This window comes from Engelhardtia mirabilis, assembly GCF_007748095.1.
Lineage (GTDB): Bacteria > Planctomycetota > UBA1135 > UBA1135.
Genome location: NZ_CP036287.1, coordinates 6,272,359 through 6,291,053, shown reverse-complemented (window position 1 = coordinate 6,291,053; position 18,695 = coordinate 6,272,359). Strand labels below are relative to the sequence as shown.

9 protein-coding genes are annotated in these 18,695 nt (G+C 71.0%); 4 read left to right on the top strand and 5 right to left on the bottom strand.

Going from position 1 to position 18,695, the window contains the following annotated elements; translation table 11 throughout:
• Positions 1–237 precede the first annotated feature (237 nt).
• From Pla133_RS23185 to Pla133_RS26690, 4 genes are all read left to right on the top strand, one after another.
• Positions 238–1,893, top strand: coding sequence for a TolB family protein (locus tag Pla133_RS23185; protein ID WP_419191885.1), 1,656 nt, complete (start codon positions 238–240; stop codon positions 1,891–1,893).
• A gap of 92 nt (positions 1,894–1,985) precedes the next feature.
• Positions 1,986–4,451, top strand: a complete 2,466-nt coding sequence (locus Pla133_RS23180; protein WP_145069757.1) for a serine/threonine-protein kinase — start codon at positions 1,986–1,988, stop codon at positions 4,449–4,451.
• Positions 4,448–4,999, top strand: a complete 552-nt coding sequence (locus Pla133_RS23175) for an ECF-type sigma factor (protein ID WP_145069755.1) — start codon at positions 4,448–4,450, stop codon at positions 4,997–4,999. Before Pla133_RS23180 ends, Pla133_RS23175 begins: the two co-directional genes overlap by 4 nt.
• A gap of 175 nt (positions 5,000–5,174) precedes the next feature.
• Positions 5,175–5,675, top strand: coding sequence for a nuclear transport factor 2 family protein (locus Pla133_RS26690; RefSeq protein ID WP_419191884.1), 501 nt, complete (start codon positions 5,175–5,177; stop codon positions 5,673–5,675).
• 243 nt (positions 5,676–5,918) lie between these two features.
• Here the strand turns inward: Pla133_RS26690 and Pla133_RS26685 are convergent, their stop codons facing one another.
• The 5 genes from Pla133_RS26685 to Pla133_RS23145 all read right to left on the bottom strand — a co-directional run bounded on the left by Pla133_RS26685 (position 5,919) and on the right by Pla133_RS23145 (position 18,669).
• On the bottom strand, positions 5,919–6,581 hold the full coding sequence (locus tag Pla133_RS26685; RefSeq protein WP_419191883.1) for a hypothetical protein: 663 nt from the start codon (positions 6,579–6,581) through the stop codon (positions 5,919–5,921).
• A 257-nt stretch (positions 6,582–6,838) separates the two neighbouring features.
• Entirely contained in the window at positions 6,839–7,924 is a 1,086-nt protein-coding gene (locus tag Pla133_RS23160) for a peptidase associated/transthyretin-like domain-containing protein (protein WP_145168507.1), read from the bottom strand.
• A 233-nt stretch (positions 7,925–8,157) separates the two neighbouring features.
• Positions 8,158–9,120, bottom strand: a complete 963-nt coding sequence (locus Pla133_RS23155) for a calcium/sodium antiporter (RefSeq protein WP_419191882.1) — start codon at positions 9,118–9,120, stop codon at positions 8,158–8,160.
• A 180-nt stretch (positions 9,121–9,300) separates the two neighbouring features.
• A complete protein-coding gene (locus Pla133_RS23150) occupies positions 9,301–12,048 on the bottom strand; it encodes a hypothetical protein (RefSeq protein ID WP_145069748.1) in 2,748 nt (915 codons plus the stop codon).
• A gap of 612 nt (positions 12,049–12,660) precedes the next feature.
• The gene (locus tag Pla133_RS23145) at positions 12,661–18,669 is read right to left on the bottom strand and encodes a DEAD/DEAH box helicase (protein WP_145069746.1); all 6,009 of its coding nucleotides are present in this window, start codon (positions 18,667–18,669) and stop codon (positions 12,661–12,663) included.
• Positions 18,670–18,695 lie beyond the last annotated feature (26 nt).

Below are 18,695 nucleotides of genomic sequence, written 5' to 3'. Positions count from 1 at the left end.
GGGGCCAGTGGGAGATGTGGGGTCGAGGGCCTCCGTCCTAGCAGCGGCCCGAGGGCCGGTCACGCGGGGCAAGGGCACGGCTCAGGTCCGCCGCTGAGCGGGCCGGGGCGCGGGCCGCCCCGCTCGCGGAGATTTCAGCGGATTGCCCGCCACAGGCGCCGGAGTCGTCGGATGGGGCTCCGAGTGGGTCCCCGCCGGCGATCGGCGGCCCCGAGCTCCCATCCAACCGTGCCAGCCATGTCCTTCTCTCCCGCCGCAAGCTCCGCCCTCGCCGCCCTGGCCCTGTCCGCTACTTCCGCCGCCCAGCTCCCTTCGGTCACCGAGCTGATCAGCGTCGACGCCGGCTCGGGCCCCTCGAACTTCAGTAGTTGGACGCCGGCGATCTCCGGCGACGGCTCGATCGTCGTCTACCTCTCCGGCGCCAGCGACCTGGTCGCCGGGGACACCAACGGTGTGGACGACATCTTCGTCCACGACCGCGGAACCGGGATCACCAAGCGCGCCAGTGTCAGCTCGAGCGGCGCCCAGGCCAACGGCAAGAGCTCGCGCTGCACCATCTCCCGCGACGGTCGCTACGTAGCCTTCGAGTCCGCGGCCACCAACCTGGTGGACGACGACACCAACGGCGACCCCGACGTCTTCCGGCACGACCTTGTGACCGGCGCGACGATCATGCTCAGCAGGAACCTGGGCGGGGAGATCGCCGACCAGGGGGCGAGTTGGGTGGCCTTGGACGCCGACGGCTCGGTAGCGACGTTCTCGACCCTGTCGACCAACTTCGCGCCCGCAGACCCCACCGGCCGGGACATCTACGTGCGCGACTTCGGGGCGGGGACCCTCGAGCGCATCACGATCGGATTGGGAGGGCAGCAGGTCGACAACAACTGCTACGACCCGGTGCTCTCCGACGACGGTCGTTTCGTGGCGTTCACGTCCCAGGCCAGCAACCTGGTGCCCGGTGACACCAACGGCAGCCCCGACGTGTTCGTGTTCGACCGGGTCCTGGGCACGCTCGAGCGCGTGAGTGTCGGCCCCCTCGGACAGCAAGCGGCCTCGGATTCCCAGGGTCCCTCGATCTCCGCCGACGGGCGTTTCGTGGCGTTCCAGTCCCGCGCGAGCGTGGGATTCACCGGCGACACGAACGGTGCCTTCGACGTGTTCCTGCGCGATCGCCTGGCCGGTACCACGATCCGCGTGAGCACTGCCCTCGATGGCGACGCGGGCTCCGGGATCAGTCACGATCCGTCGATCTCGGCCGACGGTCGCTTCGTGGCCTTTGGCTCTTGGGCCAAGGACCTCGTGGTCGGCGACGTCGGCGGCTTCTACGACGTCTTCGTGTTCGATCGCCAGAACGGCGTCAACACGCGCCGCTCGCCGGCGCAGTCGGGTAGCGAGGCCAACAACCACTCCAAGACTCCGGCCCTGTCTGCCGACGGTCGCACCGTGGTCTTCGAGTCGGTCGCCACCAACCTGGCCGGACCGGACACCAACGGCTGGCAGGACATCTACCTGCACGAGTTCGCCCTCGCCCCGGCGCCGACCCTCGTGGGCAACGGCGTCGGGGGCTTCCTGGACCTGGCCGCCGGCGCGCCCCTGACGGTCAGCGCGTCCCTGGACCCCGGCGACTACTTCTTCACACCCGCGGAGTGGTGGGTCTGGGCCGAGACGCCCTTCGGGAACTTCTGGCTGACGCCGAGCCTGGCCTGGCTGCCCTCGGCCCTGCCCGTGCCGACCCTGTGGGCTCCGATCGTGCCCCTCGGCCCGACGTCGATCCTGACGGGCGCGCTGTTGCCGGCCGGCGCCTACACCTTCCGCTTCGGGCTGGATCTGGGCCTCGACGCCCAGCTCGCGCCGCTTTGGAGCGACAGCCTCGAGGTCACGGTCGGGCCGTGATCGGTGCGCGGCGCGTCCCGCCACGGGCGGGGCGCGCCTGGCTATGATCGCGCCCTCGCCGCGGGCCCCGCACCGGCTCGGCGGGTGCAACCATGGCCGATTCCTCGTTCCCGCTCCCAGCGTCTGACGAGGAGGAGCTGTTCCACGGGGCGCGCGAGCGGACCGACCCCGCGGCGCGACGCGAGTTCCTGGATCGCCACTGCGCCGAGCGACCCGAGCTGCGTGCCTTCGTCGAGGGCCTCCTGGCGGCGGACGCGGAGGCCGAGGGGTTCCTCTCGGGCGCCGACGGGACCGAGTTGGGTCCCGGCGATGGGGTCGGGGCCTACCGGCTGCTCGAGCGGCTGGGCTCGGGCGGGGGTGGTGAGGTCTTCCTCGCCCGGCGCGATGGGACGGACCTGCCCGCGGCCGCGCTGAAGGTCCTGCGCGGGAGCCGAGCCGGCGGCGCGTTCCTCGATGGCTTCGACCTGGAGCGGCGCGCCCTGGCCCTGATGGACCATCCCGCGATCGCGCGCCTGATCGACGCTGGCGTGACCGAGGATGGGCGACCCTTCTTGGTGATGGAGCGCGTCGACGGTGCGCCGCTGACTCGTTACGCCGACGAGCGCGGCCTGGCTCTGCGCGAACGGCTGGTGCTCCTGCGGCAGGTGGCTCTGGCGGTGGACCACGCCCACGGCAACGGCGTGGTGCACCGGGACCTCAAGCCAGCCAACGTCTTGGTGGCCCACGTGGACGGCAAGCCGGTGCCCAAGGTGATCGACTTCGGCGTGGCGAGCGCGGCGGCGTTGGGTGAGGAGGGTGGGCTCGGCCGCTCGGCCTTCGTCGGCACACCCCAGTACATGGCGCCGGAGCAGGCCCTGGCGCCCGGTCCGGACGACGTCGACGGGCGCGCGGACGTGTTCGCCCTGGGGGTGTTGCTGTTCGAGTTGGTCACGGGCACCACGCCGAGTCCAGCGAAGGAGTTCGCGGGACTGGACTTGGCCGAGCTGCGCCGGCGAGTGGGCCAGCGTGTCCCGATCGTGCCCAGCCAGCGACTGGCCGAGCTGGGCCAGATCGAGCGCTGCGCGGTGGACGTGACCCACCTGCGCCAAATTTGCGAGCGCGACATCGACGCCATCGTGCGCCGCGCGACCGAAGGCGATCCCGGTCGGCGCCACCCCACGGCAGCGGCCTTCGCGCGCGAGCTGGAGCGGGCCGAGCGGGCCCTGGACCCGGTCACGCGTTTCCAGGGCTCGCGCCTGAGCGGTGTGGATCCCGCGCAACTCGGCAGCACGATGCGCTCGGAGCTGCTGCTCGCCGCGACCGCTGGGCTCGAACGCGCTGGGTTTGCGGACGATCGCCGCGCCGACTTGCTGGCCGGACTCGAAGCCGGGCTCGAGCACGTGAACTTCACCACCGTCGCGCGGCGCGTCTCGACCCTGGTGGTGTTCGATCCCGCCAGCGAAGCGATCGACGCGGAGTTGTCCGCAGAACCCCTGGTTCAGGCCACGCTGCTGCAGTCCCAGGGCGAGGCGCTGTTGAAACTCGGTCTCTTCGAGCGCGCGACCACGCCCCTGGCCCGCGCCGTGGATCTGCGCCGCGAAGGCCTCGGACTCAGCGCCCCCGAGACCCTCGAGAGCCTCAAGTCGTACGGGGTGTGCCTGCGCAGCTTGGGCCGCCTGATCGAGGCGCGACCCTTTTACGAGGCCTGCCTCGAGGGCTGGACGGCGGTGGCCGGCGAAGACGATCAACGCACCATCGACGCCCACAACAACCTCGGGGTGTTGGTGATGAACGAGGGTGATTGGGTCGCCAGCGAGCGGCACTTTCGCCGGGCCGTGGAGTCCGGGCGCCGCGCCCTCGGGGCGGATTCGATCACGGTGGTGCGCGCGCTCAGCAACCTCGGCGCGGTGCTGGAACAGCTCGGTCGGACCGAGGAGGCGGCCCGGGCCTATCGCGAGGGCCTGGCCGGCAGCCGCGCCGTACACGGCGCGGACGACATCCACACCCTCAGCCTGGCGGGGAACCACGCGCGGTTGCTATCGGTGCTCGGCGACCACGAGACCGCGGTGGAGCAGCTCACCGACCTTGCAGCCCGCGCGCGCCTAGTCCTCGGCGACGAGCACGTGAACACGCTGTTGATGCTGGTCTCCCTGGGCCGTGCCCAGCTCGATGCGGGGCGCGCGGAGCTGGCCCTGTCGACGTTGGAGGAAGCCCTGGCCGGGCTCGAGGCCCAGTTCGGACGGGAGCACGAGCTCGTCATGGCGGCCCTGTCCGACGTGGCAGGCGCGGCCCGCGAAATGGGGCAAGTCGAGCGTGCCGTGGCGTTGGGCGCGGACGGCGTGGCGCGCTCGGAAGGCCTGCCGCTGGGCCACCCCCGGCGAGGAGCGATCCTGCTCAGCTACGGTCGAGCACTGGTGGCGGCGGGGGAGGGCGCGCAGGGCTTCGACGTCGTGCGCCGCGCCTGCGAGTTGCTCGAGTCCGCGGTCGGGCCGGACCACCTGGAAGTCCACAAGGCCCGCGGGATCCTGGCCAAACTCGAAGCGGCCGGCGCGGGCAACAAGGGCGAGGCCCGATCTTGACCGACGTCACCCGCATCCTCGAACAGGTCGACGCCGGCGACGAGGCCGCGTCGAAGCAGTTGTTCAACGTGCTCTACGACGAGCTGCGCCGCCTGGCCGACCTGCAACTAGCCGGCGAGCGACCCGGCAACACCCTGCAGCCCACGGCCCTGGTCAACGAGGCCTACCTGCGGCTGGTGGACAAGAGCGTCGGCTGGGCCAGCCGCGCGCACTTCTTCCGCGTCGCGGCCCGCACCATGCGACGGATCCTGGTGGATCGCGCGCGCGAGAAGGGGGCGGTCAAGCGCGGTGGAGGTTGGCGGCGACTGACCGCCGACGACGCGAGCCTCTCGGTCGAGGAAGATCCTGGCGCCCTGCTGGATCTGGACGAGGCCCTGGAGGCATTGCGTGGACCGCACCCGCTGCACGCGGAGCTGGTGTGTCTGCGATTCTTCTCGGGGCTCACCCTGCGTGATGCGGCGGGGGTGCTCGGTTTGCCGCCCACGTCCGCGGATCGAGCCTGGGCCTTCGCCCGTGCCTGGCTCGCGCACAGACTCGAGCGGCGCTGACTCGCACGCAACCCGCGGGCTCCACCGTCGGGACCGGCGCGACGGGTTCCATCCGATTCCGAGAACCCAGTTTCGAATGGGTCACGTCCGCGCAAGCCGTGTGTGCGAACCCGGATTGCCGCAATCCCTCGCTGGCAGCCCCGTATCGTCCGCACCAGCCCGAGGAGGGCAAACCATGAACAAACTCATCCCGATCTCCGCCATCGCCCTCGCCGCCGCTTCCATCGCCTTCGCCACTCCGCAGGCGAAGCGCATGACGGCAGACGAGAAGGCCGTTCACGAGTCCATCGAGAACTACGTCCTCGCCTTCTACGAGGCCCGTCCCGAGCGCCTGGAGGACGCCCTCTCGCCCGATGTACAGAAGATGGGCTACTGGCGAGAGGACGACTCCGCCGAGTACCAGGGCCCCAGCCTGATGACCTTCGACCAGGCCACGAGCTTGGCCACCACCTGGAACGCCGGCAACAAGCTCGGCGAGCTCGAGCCCTTCCAGATCAAGGTCTACGACGTCGCCGACAAGACCGCCTGCGGCAAGCTCATCGCCGACTGGGGTCAGGATTACCTGCACCTCGTCAAGGAAGACGACACGTGGAAGATCCACCAGATCCTGTGGCAGAGCCCGCCGGTCGAGGAACGGACCGCCGAGGCCTCGGCCCCGACGGGCGGCGGCCGCTGAAGGACGCCTGATCGAGCGTCCCCCGATGTAGCGATCGGGGGACGCCCAACTACGCGACTCGACGAACCACACGGACACGGCGACACTGCGAAGTGCCAAGGATGCGCCGAGATCAGGTCGCGATGACACGGTAGCCGGGATCAGTGGGAGCTACGTCGAGCCTCTCACTTCCCAAGGGGCTCCGAGCCAAGGGGCAGTGAACCGGAGCCTCCCCTTGACACGCAACAGGACGCGCCAGCCCAGTCACTTCTTCTTCAGCCACTTTGCGGTGAACAAGCCGACACCGATTTCGACGGCCTCATCGACGACGGAACTTATGACGGAGGACCACCCGACCTCCCATGCAGAGGGACCACTCGAGGGCCCCGGCGCGCCCGGTGTCGCGACGCCAGTGGCCTTACCAGGATTGCCCGGCTCGCCAGGTTCGCCGGACGACTCGTAGCCCGTGCTTGCTCCGTTGCCGGGCTCGCCGCCCGGCCCGCCGTCACCCGGATTGGCAGGCGAGTTGCCACCGTCACCACCATCTCCACCGTTGCCGTCCAGCGAACCGACGCCTAGACCGGAATCGCCTCCCGTGCCGCCTGGGCCGCCATCGCCACCCACGAGGCCATTGCCGCCCTTGCCGCCGGTTCCACCCTCGGCCCACTGGCCGTTGCCGTCACCCCCTGGTCCGCCCGTGCCGCCTTCCCCTCCAGCAGCGTGGCCGCCCGTTCCGCCCGTGCCGCCGGGTGCGCCGTCCCCTCCCATGCCACCGCTGCCACCATTGCCGATGCCAAATGCGGGTCCGCCGGGGCCGCCCTGACCACCTTGGTTGCTTGGCGGCGAGTAGCCATGGCCCGCACCACCGGGACCACCGTTGCCGCCATCGGGTTGGCCCGAGGTCCCGGGATATCCCGGGCCCCCCATGCCTGCGACGCCGCCGGGACCAGCGTCGCCCCCTTCGGGAGCAGGCCAGCCGGGTAGGGATGGGCCGCCCGGGCCACCGTTGGGCGGGCATCCGGGAGGGGCACCCGGATGGCCGGCCGGGGTGTCGCCCGGCCAGCCGTCGTGTCCGGGCCATCCGAAGTGATAGCCCTCGCTGTACTCGGCCCATTGGCCGGCGAACGCGCTGGATGTGAAGACGGGGACGGCGAGCACCGTGCCTGCCAGAAGTGCTTTCAAATTCATAAGTCGATCTCCTGTCGGCCCTCGACCAGAAGAAGCTCTCGGACGATCTCACGGCCGTCGTCGAGCACGAGATGAATTCGGGCGAGGGAGCCGAGTTGGAATGGCGGGCCGGCCACCCACCGGGCCCCCGTCCTGGTCTCGTCCAAATGCACCCTCAACTCGCCCCTCGCGGGAGTCGAGGCGAGGATGTAGGACTGACTCAGGTTCACGCTCCCGTTGATGATGATCTCTCCCTCCCACGCCGACGCAGCGACGCCGGTCAACTCGAGAGGCGGATTGGTGCCCGGTCGAGCTTCGATCACGACCGACTTGAAGACGTCGCCCAGCGAGGTGGAGGGGTTGGCCTTGAAGTCGTTCGAGTGAACGACGAGCTCGCCGGGCGGGAGTTCGATGCGGAACGAGCCGTCGTCCTGGGTCTGCGCCGTCCCGAGTAGGGTCGCCGCGGCGCGGGGAAAGGACCTGCCCTGGAACTCGACCATCTCTTCGAACGGCGAGAACTCGAGGCGAACTCCTGGCAGGGGGGCTCCCTCGTCGCTCAGCAGGTGGCCGGCGAGGGTCGCCAGCGGACCGGAGTACGTGTAGCAAGTGACGAACACGTCGGCACCGATCACGACGACCTCCTCCGGGGCTGGAGAGAAGACGCCCTCCAAGGGTTGTGGGAAGACAAGGACATGGGTGCCCGGCGGAACTTCGATCGCGAAGGCGCCGAACTCGTCGGTCACCGAATAGGGCACCCCGTTTTCCAGGGTGAGGGCTCGCTCGGTCCAGACGACCAGGTTCGCCACCGGCGTGTCGGTGCTGCGATCGAAGACGTTGCCTCGGATCCAGTAGGGGCCGCCAGGCTCCTCGTCGGGAGCCTGATCTGCGGCCGGGGCGATGGGCGGAGCCTGTTCCTCACGCACCTCCTGTTCCGATCCTCGCGCCGCGGGTTGCTGAATCGGAGCGAGCTCGACCGAACCAGCTTCGGCGTGCCGACTCGATGCAGGGGGGTGGGCGGCCGACCGCCCATCCCCGACCGTCGAGAGCAGGAGGGCCACGACCACGGCGACAACGACGACAATGAAAACGGTGAACTTCCGCATGATGATTTCGGCCTCCCGTCGGACACGGTGGATTGTCTGGCCCACCATTACCGACAGGCACGGAAGGGGGTTTCAGCCCGATTCGAATTCTTTGTGCCCAACAAGGACAATCGTCGGCGCGAGCGGTCCCGCGATCGAGGAACTCGTAGCGCAGTCCGCAACTTCCTAGTCGTGACGGAACTCGGGACCGCCCCTCGCGCAATGCGCGTCAGCCCGGTCGAGACGGGCTCGCCTCAGCTCTTCAACAGGATCTCCAGGTAGAGGCCGTAGGCTCCGAGCAGCAACAACCCCTCTCCCCGACTGATCCGATAGCCGCTACGCATCAGCGGCAAGAGCAGCACCGACAACCCGAGCATCCAAGGACAGTCCCGAGCGATCAGCTCGGCAGAGACGCTCAGCGGACGAACGGTCGCGGCCACGCCGACGATCGCCAGGACGTTGAAGATGTTGGACCCGATCACGTTGCTGATCGCGACGTCGGCGCGGCCCTGTCGCGTCGCCGCGATCGAGGCGAAGAGCTCTGGCAGGCTGGTGCCCGCGGCGACGATGGTCAGGCTGATGACCTCCTCGGTGGCGCCCACCGATCGCGCCAGGTCCGTAGCGCCCACGACCAAGAGTTCGGCGCCGCCCGCCAAGAGGCCGCAGCCGAGCGCGGCGTTCAGCCCGGAGTAGCCCAGGGCACGCGGCCGCCGCCGGGGCCCTGGCACTCCCGCCGCGGCGAACTGCGACCGCTCGCCCGGGTCCATGTCCGAGTGCGCGATCTTCAGCGAGAAGGCCACGAAGGCGACGAAGGCCACCAGGAAGAAGGTCCCCTCCAGCCGATCGATTCGCCCGTCCCGCGACAACAAGTAGAGCTGGAACGCCGCCAGCAGCATCAGTGGCCACTCGAGCCGAACCGTGCGACCGGTGATCTTCAGCGGCGCGACCAACGCGCACACACCCAGGATCACCCCGATGTTGAACGAGTTCGAGCCGATCACGTTGCCCACGGCGATGGCGTCGCTCCCGCCCAAACTCCCGCGCAGCGACACCACCAACTCCGGCATCGACGTCCCCGCCGCGACGACGGTCAGGCCGACCACCGCCGGGCTGACCCCCGCAAGGTCCGCGATGCGACTGGCGGCGCGGATCAAGACCTCGCCACCCAGGACCAACAGAGCCAGACCGACGAGGACGAGGGCGACCGAGACGATCATGCTGGCGATCCGGGGGTGGCGTCGGTGCTTTCGGTCGTGGGGCGTCGGCGGCGCAGGATACGGACCTGTGGTGGCCTCGTGAGCCACCCCCCGCAATTGCCCGTCGAAGCAGGCCCCGAACGAAGGCGGCACCGCCAGCCCGGTTGGGCCGGCGGTGCCGTCTTTCGCGCGCATCAGGGCTCAGAAGTAGAGCTTCACGTGCTCGGCCTCACTGGCGAAGGGCGAGACGAGGGTGAAGAAGGCGTGCCAGACCCACAGGCCGTCGAGCTCCGGGCCCAGGCCCGGGGGCACGCTGACCTGGACCGTCGCGCGGCCCTCGTCGTCGAGCAGGCCGAGCGACGGTTGCAACGGCGAGGCGCCCGGCGCGGTCAGGAGCAGGTTGAAGTAGGCGTCCGGAACCAGCGGCAGGTCCACCCCGAGGAAGGGCGTGGAGCCGACGCCGGTGACCGAGCCGAGCACCCAGTAGATGTCGCCCGCGCGCTCGACGCCGGCGTCCAGGCGCAGGGGCTGGACCCCGCCGGTCTTGAGCGAGATCGCGTGGACGTCGCCCTCGAAGGAGCCGGGCGGCAGCTTGGTGCCATAGGCGTAGACCTCAGCCTGGCCCGGGGCGCCCACCGCAAGTCGGTCGTTGAAGGCGTGGATGCGAGCGCCGAACTGGGCCCCGGGGCCCGCGCCGGGGGCGTCGTAGCGGCGCAGGTGGACGAACTGGCCGCCCTTGCGTTCGTAGACGTGGACTGCGCCCGAGCCGGGCGCCGAGACGCAGAGGCCTTCGGACGCGACGGCGACGTCGGCGCCGAAGCCCAGGTCGTAGCCGTCGGTGGGAGGCGGAATCTCCCCGATGTAGTTCCACCCGTCCAGCTCGTCGTTGCGCCACCAGGCGAAGACCCGGCCGGCCTCGGGCGCCGCGACCAGCAGCCATTTGGAATTCGTTGCGATGCGCTCGCCGAAGCCCGCGGCGTCGACGGGGGCGCCGATCGTCAGCAGGTGCTCGGCGTTGCCGTGGTTGGTCGAGTAGCAGTGCACCTCCCGAGCGCCGGGGGCGCCGACGAAGAGGGCCCAGGCGCGTGCGGCCATGCAGGCGCCGAAGTCGTCACCGGGCGCGGCGTTCGGCGCGCGCAGTCCTAGGCTCTGCACCCAACTCCCCGGGCCGGCCCTGCGGAAGGTGCGCACGGCGCCGGCACCGTCCCAGTCGATGTAGGACACCGCGGCGTAGTCGTCGAAGATGGATTGTTCGCCGACCACGACGCTGCGGCCGTACTCGCCGCCCTGGGGGACGGCGAAGCTCCACAGGTTCGCCTCGTAGTGCCATTCGCCGTTCGAGCGTGCGTAGAGGTGGGCGCTGCCGGGTCCGGGTGCGGAGCCCGTGGCGCCGTAGTTGTCGTCACCGGGAGCGCCGACGACGGCGAAGCGGTCGTGTCGGTCGGCCCAGACCGAGGCCCCGAAGCGATCGCCGGCATCCAGGTACTCGGGGCTCGGCAGCGGCGCGCCGCTCCAACACTCGCCGTCGAGGCGGAAGATCGTCGCCGACCCGCCACCCGGAGCCAGCGGAGCGCCGGCGACCAGCGTCTTGCCGGAGAGGGCCACGGCGGAGCCGGTGCCGTCCGCGACGTCGCCGGACAGCGGCAGACGCGGCCCGTCGCAGATCTCGGGGCACAGCCAGCCGACCAGCGGGAAGTCGCGCACGGTACCGCCGTAGGCGACCTCGCCGTGGGCGCCCGGCAGGGCGACGAGCAGGTCGTCATCGCTGGCGGCGAGCAGCTCACCGAAGCCCGAGGTTCCCGGCGCGGTCACCGAGGACCACTGGCGTTCGAGCTCGTACTCGAGGACGTCGTTGGCGTGGAACTCGGCCACGAGCTCGGCGCCGCCGGCGCCGACGAAGAGCCGGTCGCCGTCGGCCAGCACCTGGCAGCCCCAGCGGTCGCCCGCCTGCGGGTCGGGGGCGTCGATCTCGGCAATCTCCGAGCCCCAGTAGGGCGAACCGGTCAAGTAGTCGTACCCGAACTTTCCGATGTAGACGCGACCGGCCTGGCCAGGTGAGCGGTGCGGCGCGCCCACGGCGACCAGCGTCAAGCTGCTCGAGGGCGGAGAGGAGATCGAGACGGAGCTGCCGAAGGCCTGGTCGACGGTCGGGTCCGCCTGCAACTCTCCCTTGTAGCTGACCGTGGCGCCGTATTGCGCGCTCCACAGGTGCGCACTACCTGCTCCCGACGAGAGGGCGTGGTCGTCGGGCGCACCGACCAGGATCGAGTAGCTACGCACGTCCAACGCCGCGCCGAAGCGCTGGTAGGGATGGTGGCTCGGGTCGAACAGGACCATGGTGTGGTTGACCTGGACGAGCTCGCTGTCGACCTCGAACACGTGGGCCGCGCCGGCGGGCCCGCCGGCGGCGTCGTCGAGCGGACTGCCGACCACCAGCAGCTCCTTCGAGATAGCCACCGCCGCGCCGAACCCGCCGACCGTCGTGGTCGAGCCGGGATCCTGGGCAACGCCGATCAACTCCCACGCGCCGTCGTTCACGCTCGTGCGCGACTCGTACACGTACACGGCGCCCGCGGCGTTGCCCGGCAGGTCCACGCCCGGCGCCGTCACCGCGATGCGCCGCCTGTCCGCCGAGCCGGCCACCCAGTCATCGAACTCCACCATGTCGACGGCCGCGCCGAAGCGATCACCGACCACCGAGTCGAAGCCGCTGAACTCGGCCTCCAGCACCCAAGCGGGCCCCTGGCGGTGGAAGATGCTGACGCGCCCCTGGTCTGCAAAGTGCCCCGGCTGCCCGACCACCGCCGTGTCGCCGGCCATCGCGATCGAAGCGCCGAACTCTGCGTAGGTGGCCGGGAGTTGGGGGCTGAGGGGCTCGAGCTCGCACTGGGCGAGGACGGGTTGGATCAAGATCGCCGAGAGGCCGGCGACGAGTAGCACGCGAATCATGGGAGGGGCCTCCTGGGGCCGATGGCGGCGCCCCTCTTCCGACGACATGCCGCAAAAGACGGACCCCGCGAGTGGGTTCACCTCCCGTGGCGCGAGTGGTGACCGTGGACTGCCGGGTGGACTGCAATTTCTTGCAGTTGGTTGGCGTCCGGCCGAAAGATGTCGCCGCTCCTGAGAACCCCTGCCCGGCCTCCTCGGGGCTGACGGGGAGCAGGGTCGCGTCCGGACCCCCGGCGGCCAGCTCATCGGCGAGGGAGAGAACCGGCCTCCGTGCGCGCTCCGTCCGAGTTCCCCGAGCCGCCGGACGAAGCCGCGCGCGAGCGGGTGCGAGGCTTCGTCGCCGACCACCCGTGCATCGCTGGCGGCCAGAGCCTGCGGCCGGAGACCGCCTGGCTCAGGATCGACGCGCAGAGGGCGAAGTCGGCTGAGCCCGACGATGGCGCTGATGCAGTCCGGGCTCGCGATGCAGTTCGAGCAACGGAGTAGGCAGTCCGTCGTCGAGAATCAGCACCGCGAGCCCGGTGACGACGAGAGCGGCCGAGAGTGCCAGGGCGCGGCGACCCATTCGAACCATCTGCGTCGCGACCGTGGCGGACGATTTTTCTCAGCTTGCTAGTGCTCAGCCGCGCGACTCGCCGTCCCGCGGTTGACGGTGTAAGGGTCGACGACGGCTGCATCGAGTTGTTCGGTGGTCACGACCCGCAGCTCGCCGGACATGAACTGGAGCCAGCCCGTGGCGTGCAGGTAGGCCCGCCAGGTCGGCAGGAAATCGGGGTTCGCCCGCGCCTCGGCGTCGTCCTGCAGGCGCAGCAGGGCGCGTGCGTTGCTCAGGTCGCCCGAGGCGACGCCGGCCGTCGGAATCGACGCGAAGACCCCTCGCCAGCGGTCGCCTGCGGCGCGGCGGAAGGCCCGATCGGGCGCTGCCGCGGCTCGGGGGGTCAGGTCGGGCAGGCCCGCGTCGTGCTCGAGGCTGGACTCGATCGTCTCGGCTGCCGCCGCGCCGAGGTTGGGGCCGGCGGCAGTCCAGCCGATCAGGATCGCGTCCGACAGGCGGCTCCAGCGGATCGGATTCGGATCGCGCAGCTGGGCCAGGAGTCCCGCCAGCGCTCCGCGTTCGACGAGCTGGGCGAGCTCGTTCTCGCCCAGCCTCGCGGCCGCCTGCCTGCGATTGGCGGCGGAGTCGCTCGGCAGGGGTGGCAGCGGAGCGCAGGCCGGGTCGTCGTCGAGGAACGCCTGGACGTCCTGCCAGGTCAAGGACCAGACCGACCAACCCTTTCCGTGGCGCAGCCCGTCGCGGCGCCGCATGTCGTCGGCGATACCCCCCAGTTCCTTGCCCGGCTTGACGTGCCAGAGGGCGCCGTCCAGGTAGACGGCGATGGTCGATACCTCTGGATTGCCGTCCGCAGGACGGAAGACCAGGTCGGGAACGGTCTCGTGTAGAGCGCGACCATCTCCGAGGACGCGGACCTGCCGTTCGACGGCCCAAGCGCAATCGCCGACCGTCAGGCGCCAGCGGTGCTCGCCGCGCTGGGGGTCGTCCTCGAGCACGACGTCCTCGGTGCGTTTGGCCCAGGCCACCAGGGCGCGATCGAACAGGCGTTCGAGCTCGCTGTCCTGGCGGATGGCGACGCTGACCTCCGACAGCGAGTTCACCGGCTTCAGGTCCGCGGCGCGCGCGAGGATCGTCTCCAGCATCTCGAGCGCCGTGGCACGGGAGAGCAGCGGCAGGCGGCCTTGATCCTCGTAGGCGAACAGGCATCGGTAGCAACCGTCGGTGCCATGCTCGTTGCAGAACCCGCAGGCCTCGAGCGCGGTCCTCGCCGCAGCCAGGACGTCCATGAACTTACGGCCGCTCCACAGGCCCGCGAGGTGTCCGGTGCCGCCGGGGACCGCGTCGAAGACGACGACGAAGTGCCGTTTGGCGCCGCCCGGCAGGCTCTCCTCGACCTCGCGCATCACCAGGTGCGCCGGGCGGCCGCGGAAGTGGCGCCGGAAGCCGAGCGCGAGGGCGGCCTTGAAGCTCGCGCGCCGCGCCTGGTCGTCGAGCACGACGGCCGGAACCAGCAGCCGCAGGGCCTCGGACGTCAGCTCGCGGTACAGGAAGACGGTCTCGAGCCGTTCCTTGTTTCCGGTCTTGCCGCCGGAGCAGTAGGCGGCGTGGCGCACGTCGAGCCCCGGCCCCATGCGGACCTTGCCGCACTCGGTGCAGACCTCGAAGCCACGCCCACCGAACTCCTCGCCGGCCAGGGGGAAGCCGCGCGCGTTCGTCTCGCCGCTGGCGCCCAGGTTGAGCTCGCGCAGCTCGAGGTCGACCAGGTACTCGACGCCGAAGGGCAGGTCTTCGACCGCGACGGCGCCGTGCAGGTGCCGCTGCTCGACGTCGATCAGCCCGAAGGTCTCGTAGAAGGCCTCGTCGCGGTCGTCGGAGTCGTCGGCGGTCACCACCTCGGCCAAGTTCGCGAGCGAGCGCGAGCGGCGGAAGCGCACCAGGGTGCGCACGCGGCCCTGGTCGGCCCAGGCCAGGTCGCGGCAGGCCGGGCAGGCCCCGGCGGGCGGCGCGTCGTCCTCGACGCGCTCGGAGTGGTGGCAGCTCGCGCACAGGCGCCAGCGTTCGAGCAGCGAGCGGTTCTTGCCGCCCACGTCGATCTCGTCGATGCGCACATGGCGCCCGTCGGCGTAGAAGGTGTTGAAAGGGGCGAGCTCGCGCAGGGCGCTGCTGGCGGGCCGCACGAACTCGTAGGACCGGTACTGGGGCTTGCCGTCGCCATCGGGGCGCTCGGCCACGACCGACTCGAGGGTCACACCGGCCTCGGGAAAGGCGTAGTTCGGCAGCACGCCCTCGTCGGCCAGGATCGCGAGGGGGTACTTGCGTGCCAGCTCACCCTTGAGGCGGCCGAGCATCCGTCGCGTGGTCTCCAGCTCGTCACGTTCCGCCTCGACCTCCTTGGCGTCAGGGGCGCTCTCGAGCTCGGCCAGCCTGCGCCGGACCTTCCTCTGTTTGCTCGCGAGCTCGCGCAGCTCGTCGGACGAACGACGCAGGGCCGTGGCGACGCGCTCGACGAGCCTGGTGCCGCGGCCCAGCTCTTCGATGCGCCGGACGGTGCCGTCCGAGAGTCCGTCGCCGTCGCGCATGGCCTCCTTGAAGCGCGCGACGAACCGGTCCGTGAGCTCGCCGCGACGCTCGCCGTGGAAGGCGAGGAACGACTGCAGGAAGGCGGACTCCTCTGGCTTGTCGCCGAGGGCCTCCAGGGTCTTGGGCAGCTTCACGTCTGCGGACGCCTCCAGGGCCCAGGCGTCCATGGCGTGGGCGGTCAGCTGCCGCTCGAGCATGTGCGGCGCGTCGAGGAAGCAGCCCGGCGCGAGCACCTCGCCTGCGAGCATCTCCTGGGGCTCCGCGCGGAAGTACAGGTCGTGCGGCCGCGACAGGACGAGGGTCGCGCAGAAGGCGTTGCCCGTGCTGCGCCCCGCGCGGCCGACGCGCTGCAGGTAGTTGGCGGGAGCCGGCGGGACCGAGCACAGCACCGTCGCCGACAGATCACCGATGTCGATCCCCATCTCGAGCGTCGGCGTGCAGACGAACAGGTTGGGGGCGTCGATCGGGCGCTCGTCGCCGTCGGCCTTGAAGGCGTCCTCCAGCTGCTCCCGGCGCTTGCGGTCGAGCAGGCCAGTGTGTTCCGCGGCGACGACCCGCGACAGGCGTCCCGAGCGGAACAGGCGCCGGTAGTAGCCGAAGGGGTCTGAGCGGCGGCGCAGGGCAGACTCGGGCTCGAGGCGTCCGGTGCAGCGGTACTGCGGGCAGGCGCGCCCGAGACGGGAGTCGGGAACGTCGACGGCGAGGGTGCGACGGCAGGTGTCGCAGGCCAGGGTGACCGGATCGCGGACCAGCTCGAGTGCGTCGGGTTTCAGCCCGAAGGCTCGGCCGCCTCGCTTCTGGACGGTATCGACGAGCAGTCCGGCGCCCAGCGCACGGTCGAGCGCGAAGCGATACAGCTCGCGCACCGAGTCCGCGTCGGCCGGCAGCCCGAGGGCACGTTCGGCCCAGTCGCGGAACCAGGTGCGGTGGCGGCCCTCACCGGGGACCAGGTCGAAGGTCGAATCGGACCCGCCCTTCGTGTCGGTCAACAGGCGCGGCAGGCGCGAGAACTTGCCGAAGGGCGAGATCAACGGGTTGCGGCGCCGCGTCAGGTGGAACCAGCCGCCGCCCTCGCGCGCGAAGGCGCCGAGGAAGGGGTGCATGACGCCGCCGCGCAGGCGCGTGCGGTCGAACAAACCCCACAGGAAGTGAGCGAGGGCACTCCGGTCGAGCTCGGCGAACAGGCCGTCGCCCAGGCCGCGCTCGGTCACGTCGAGGGCGAGCTGATCGAGACAACTCTCGAAGCGAGCGGGGTCGAGCCGGACGGTCGAGCAGCCGGTGCGCTCGAGGGTGCGCCCGAGGCGCGCCCGGTGGCCGAACTCGAGCACCAGGTCCCACGACAGTCGCGCGACGAGGTGCTCGGCGAGGTCGGCGTGCGCGCCCTCGCCGTTCGCGTCGTGGAAGCGGGCCCATTCGCCGCGGTCGCGCAGGTCGGCCGGCCACAGGCTCGCGATGGCCCGCGACGCGCCTTCCTGCTTCGTCCAGTGCTCGAGCACGTCGCGCGCGAAGGCGTCGAGGCGCGGCGGCTCGCCCTCAGCGCGCGCCTCGAGGGTGCCCTGGATCGCCGCGCGCAGGTCGAAGCGGAAGGTCCGGGCGCCGAGGAACCCGGCACGGTGCGAGGCATCTTGAACCGAATCGCAGAAGGCCAGCAGCTTGCGCTGGTCGTTGAAGGGCGACTGGAAGATCTGACTGGTCGCCACGCCGAGCAGCGCCGCCGCGCGCGAGCCGAGGATCAGCAGCGCGTCGTCCGAGTCGCACTCGGGGCAGCGACCGCGGAACTTCGGTCGCTTGCCGTCGGTGACCTCGCTGGAGATCAGGACCGGGAGCCAGGCCGCGCCGTCGCGCCGGTCCGCGGCGCCCGTGTCGGTCTCGGCGACCTCGAGGGTGTTGCGCTCGACGCCGAAGCCGGTCGCCTCGCCCGGGCGCGGCACGAGGAAGCGCGCGCGCCGGCTGTGCTCGACCCAGTCGCGGCCGACGTCGGCGGGGTCGTCGGACAGGACGGGCGTGCCCTCGCGTGTGGTCGAGGCGAAGCCGCTCGCGCCACACTCGCGGCAGTGGCCGATGGGGAGGAAGCGGCGCAGGCCGGGACCGGAGTCCTCGGGCAGGGCGTCGGCCCAGGCGAAGGAGGGCGCGTCGGTGACCTCGCGCAGCAGGCGCCGTAGCTCGCGGATCCAGAGCTGGACCTGAACGGTGAGGAAGGGGCGCAGGCTAGCGGTGTTGTGCGGATCGCGGGCTGTCGAGACCAGGCCGAGGAACGACTGGACCAGCAGCCAGCGGCGCTCGGCGTCGAGGCCACCCCAGCCGTCGAGGGTCTCGACCAGGCGCGCGTCCAGCTCCGGCCACTCTGCCGGGCGGCCGCCCAGGGCCTCGAGCAGGGCTCGCAGCGTGCCGTGCTCCAGGAGCCGCGCGCCGAGGTCCCGCGGGTCATCGACGCGCTCACCGAACCACAGCTCGGTCTGGCGGGCGATCCACGCGGCGCCGTCGTCGAAGCGGTCGGCGGCGAGGTCGGCGGCGTCGGCCTCGGGCCAGGTCGCCGCGTGCCTGCGGCGTCCGAGCAGGTCGTCGACGGACAGCCGCTGCTCGCCCACGACGGCCTTGGGGTCCATGCGCTCGCCGAACAGCTGCTCGGCGAAGCGCACCAGGCTCTTGCGGCTCTCGCTGTCCCCGTCGCCGACGGTCGCCGAGGTGCCCACGCAGCACAGGCGCCCGCGCTCGATCGAGAGGCGTTCCTTGAGGCGCCGGATCAGGCAGGCGACGTCCGAGCCCTGGGCGCCGTCGTAGGTGTGCAGCTCGTCGAGGACGAGGTAGCGCAGGGTGTCGGACGTGTTCTGCTCCCACAGCCCGCGGTCCTCCGGCCGCAGGAGCAGAAAGTCGAGCATCTTGTAGTTCGTGAGCAGGATGTCCGGCGGGTCCTTGCGGAGCGTGTGCCGGTCGCCGATCAGGTGCTCGCGGGTTGGCTTCTTCTGGTCGGTCTCGCCGCCGACGTAGAGGCCCGCGCTGACCCCGTCGAGGTCGTCGCGGTCCCACAGCTCCTTCGCCAGCCGCCGCGCCTGGTCGGTGGCCAGGGCGTTCATCGGGTAGAGGATGATCGCCTTGATGCCCGGCTCGCCCTTCGCCACCGCGCGCCGGCAATGGTCGAGGATGGGCATCAGGAAGCACTCGGTCTTGCCGGACCCCGTGCCGGTCGTCACCAGCGTGTGGCGCGGCTGCGGGTAGATCTTGGTCGACAGCCGCTCCCAGGCCTCGAGCTGGTGGGCGAAGGGCGGGAAGGGCGGGCGGACGTCGATCGGTGCGTCCTCGTCGTCGAGCTCCGCCGACACCAGGAAGGGCAGCCGCACATCCACGAAGGGCCCGCGGAAGAGCCCGTCGGGCCCGTCGAGGAAGTCGAAGAGGGCGCGCTCGAGGTCCTCGTCCGCGAGGGAGAGGGTGGTCCGCAGGTAGTCGAGGACGGCCTGACGCGTCTCGCGGGCAAGGACGGAGGGGAGCATTGGGGGGGGCAGGGCAGGGGATGACG

Bases quoted from the DNA above. Each gene is read 5' to 3' on its own strand.
- Pla133_RS23145 (WP_145069746.1), bottom strand. From the start codon at position 18,669: ATGCTCCCCTCCGTCCTTGCCCGCGAGACGCGTCAGGCCGTCCTCGAC.
- Pla133_RS26690 (WP_419191884.1), top strand. From the start codon at position 5,175: ATGAACAAACTCATCCCGATCTCCGCCATCGCCCTCGCCGCCGCTTCC.
- Pla133_RS23150 (WP_145069748.1), bottom strand. From the start codon at position 12,048: ATGATTCGCGTGCTACTCGTCGCCGGCCTCTCGGCGATCTTGATCCAA.
- Pla133_RS23155 (WP_419191882.1), bottom strand. From the start codon at position 9,120: ATGATCGTCTCGGTCGCCCTCGTCCTCGTCGGTCTGGCTCTGTTGGTC.
- Pla133_RS23160 (WP_145168507.1), bottom strand. From the start codon at position 7,924: ATGCGGAAGTTCACCGTTTTCATTGTCGTCGTTGTCGCCGTGGTCGTG.
- Pla133_RS26685 (WP_419191883.1), bottom strand. From the start codon at position 6,581: ATGGGGGGCCCGGGATATCCCGGGACCTCGGGCCAACCCGATGGCGGC.
- Pla133_RS23185 (WP_419191885.1), top strand. From the start codon at position 238: ATGTCCTTCTCTCCCGCCGCAAGCTCCGCCCTCGCCGCCCTGGCCCTG.
- Pla133_RS23180 (WP_145069757.1), top strand. From the start codon at position 1,986: ATGGCCGATTCCTCGTTCCCGCTCCCAGCGTCTGACGAGGAGGAGCTG.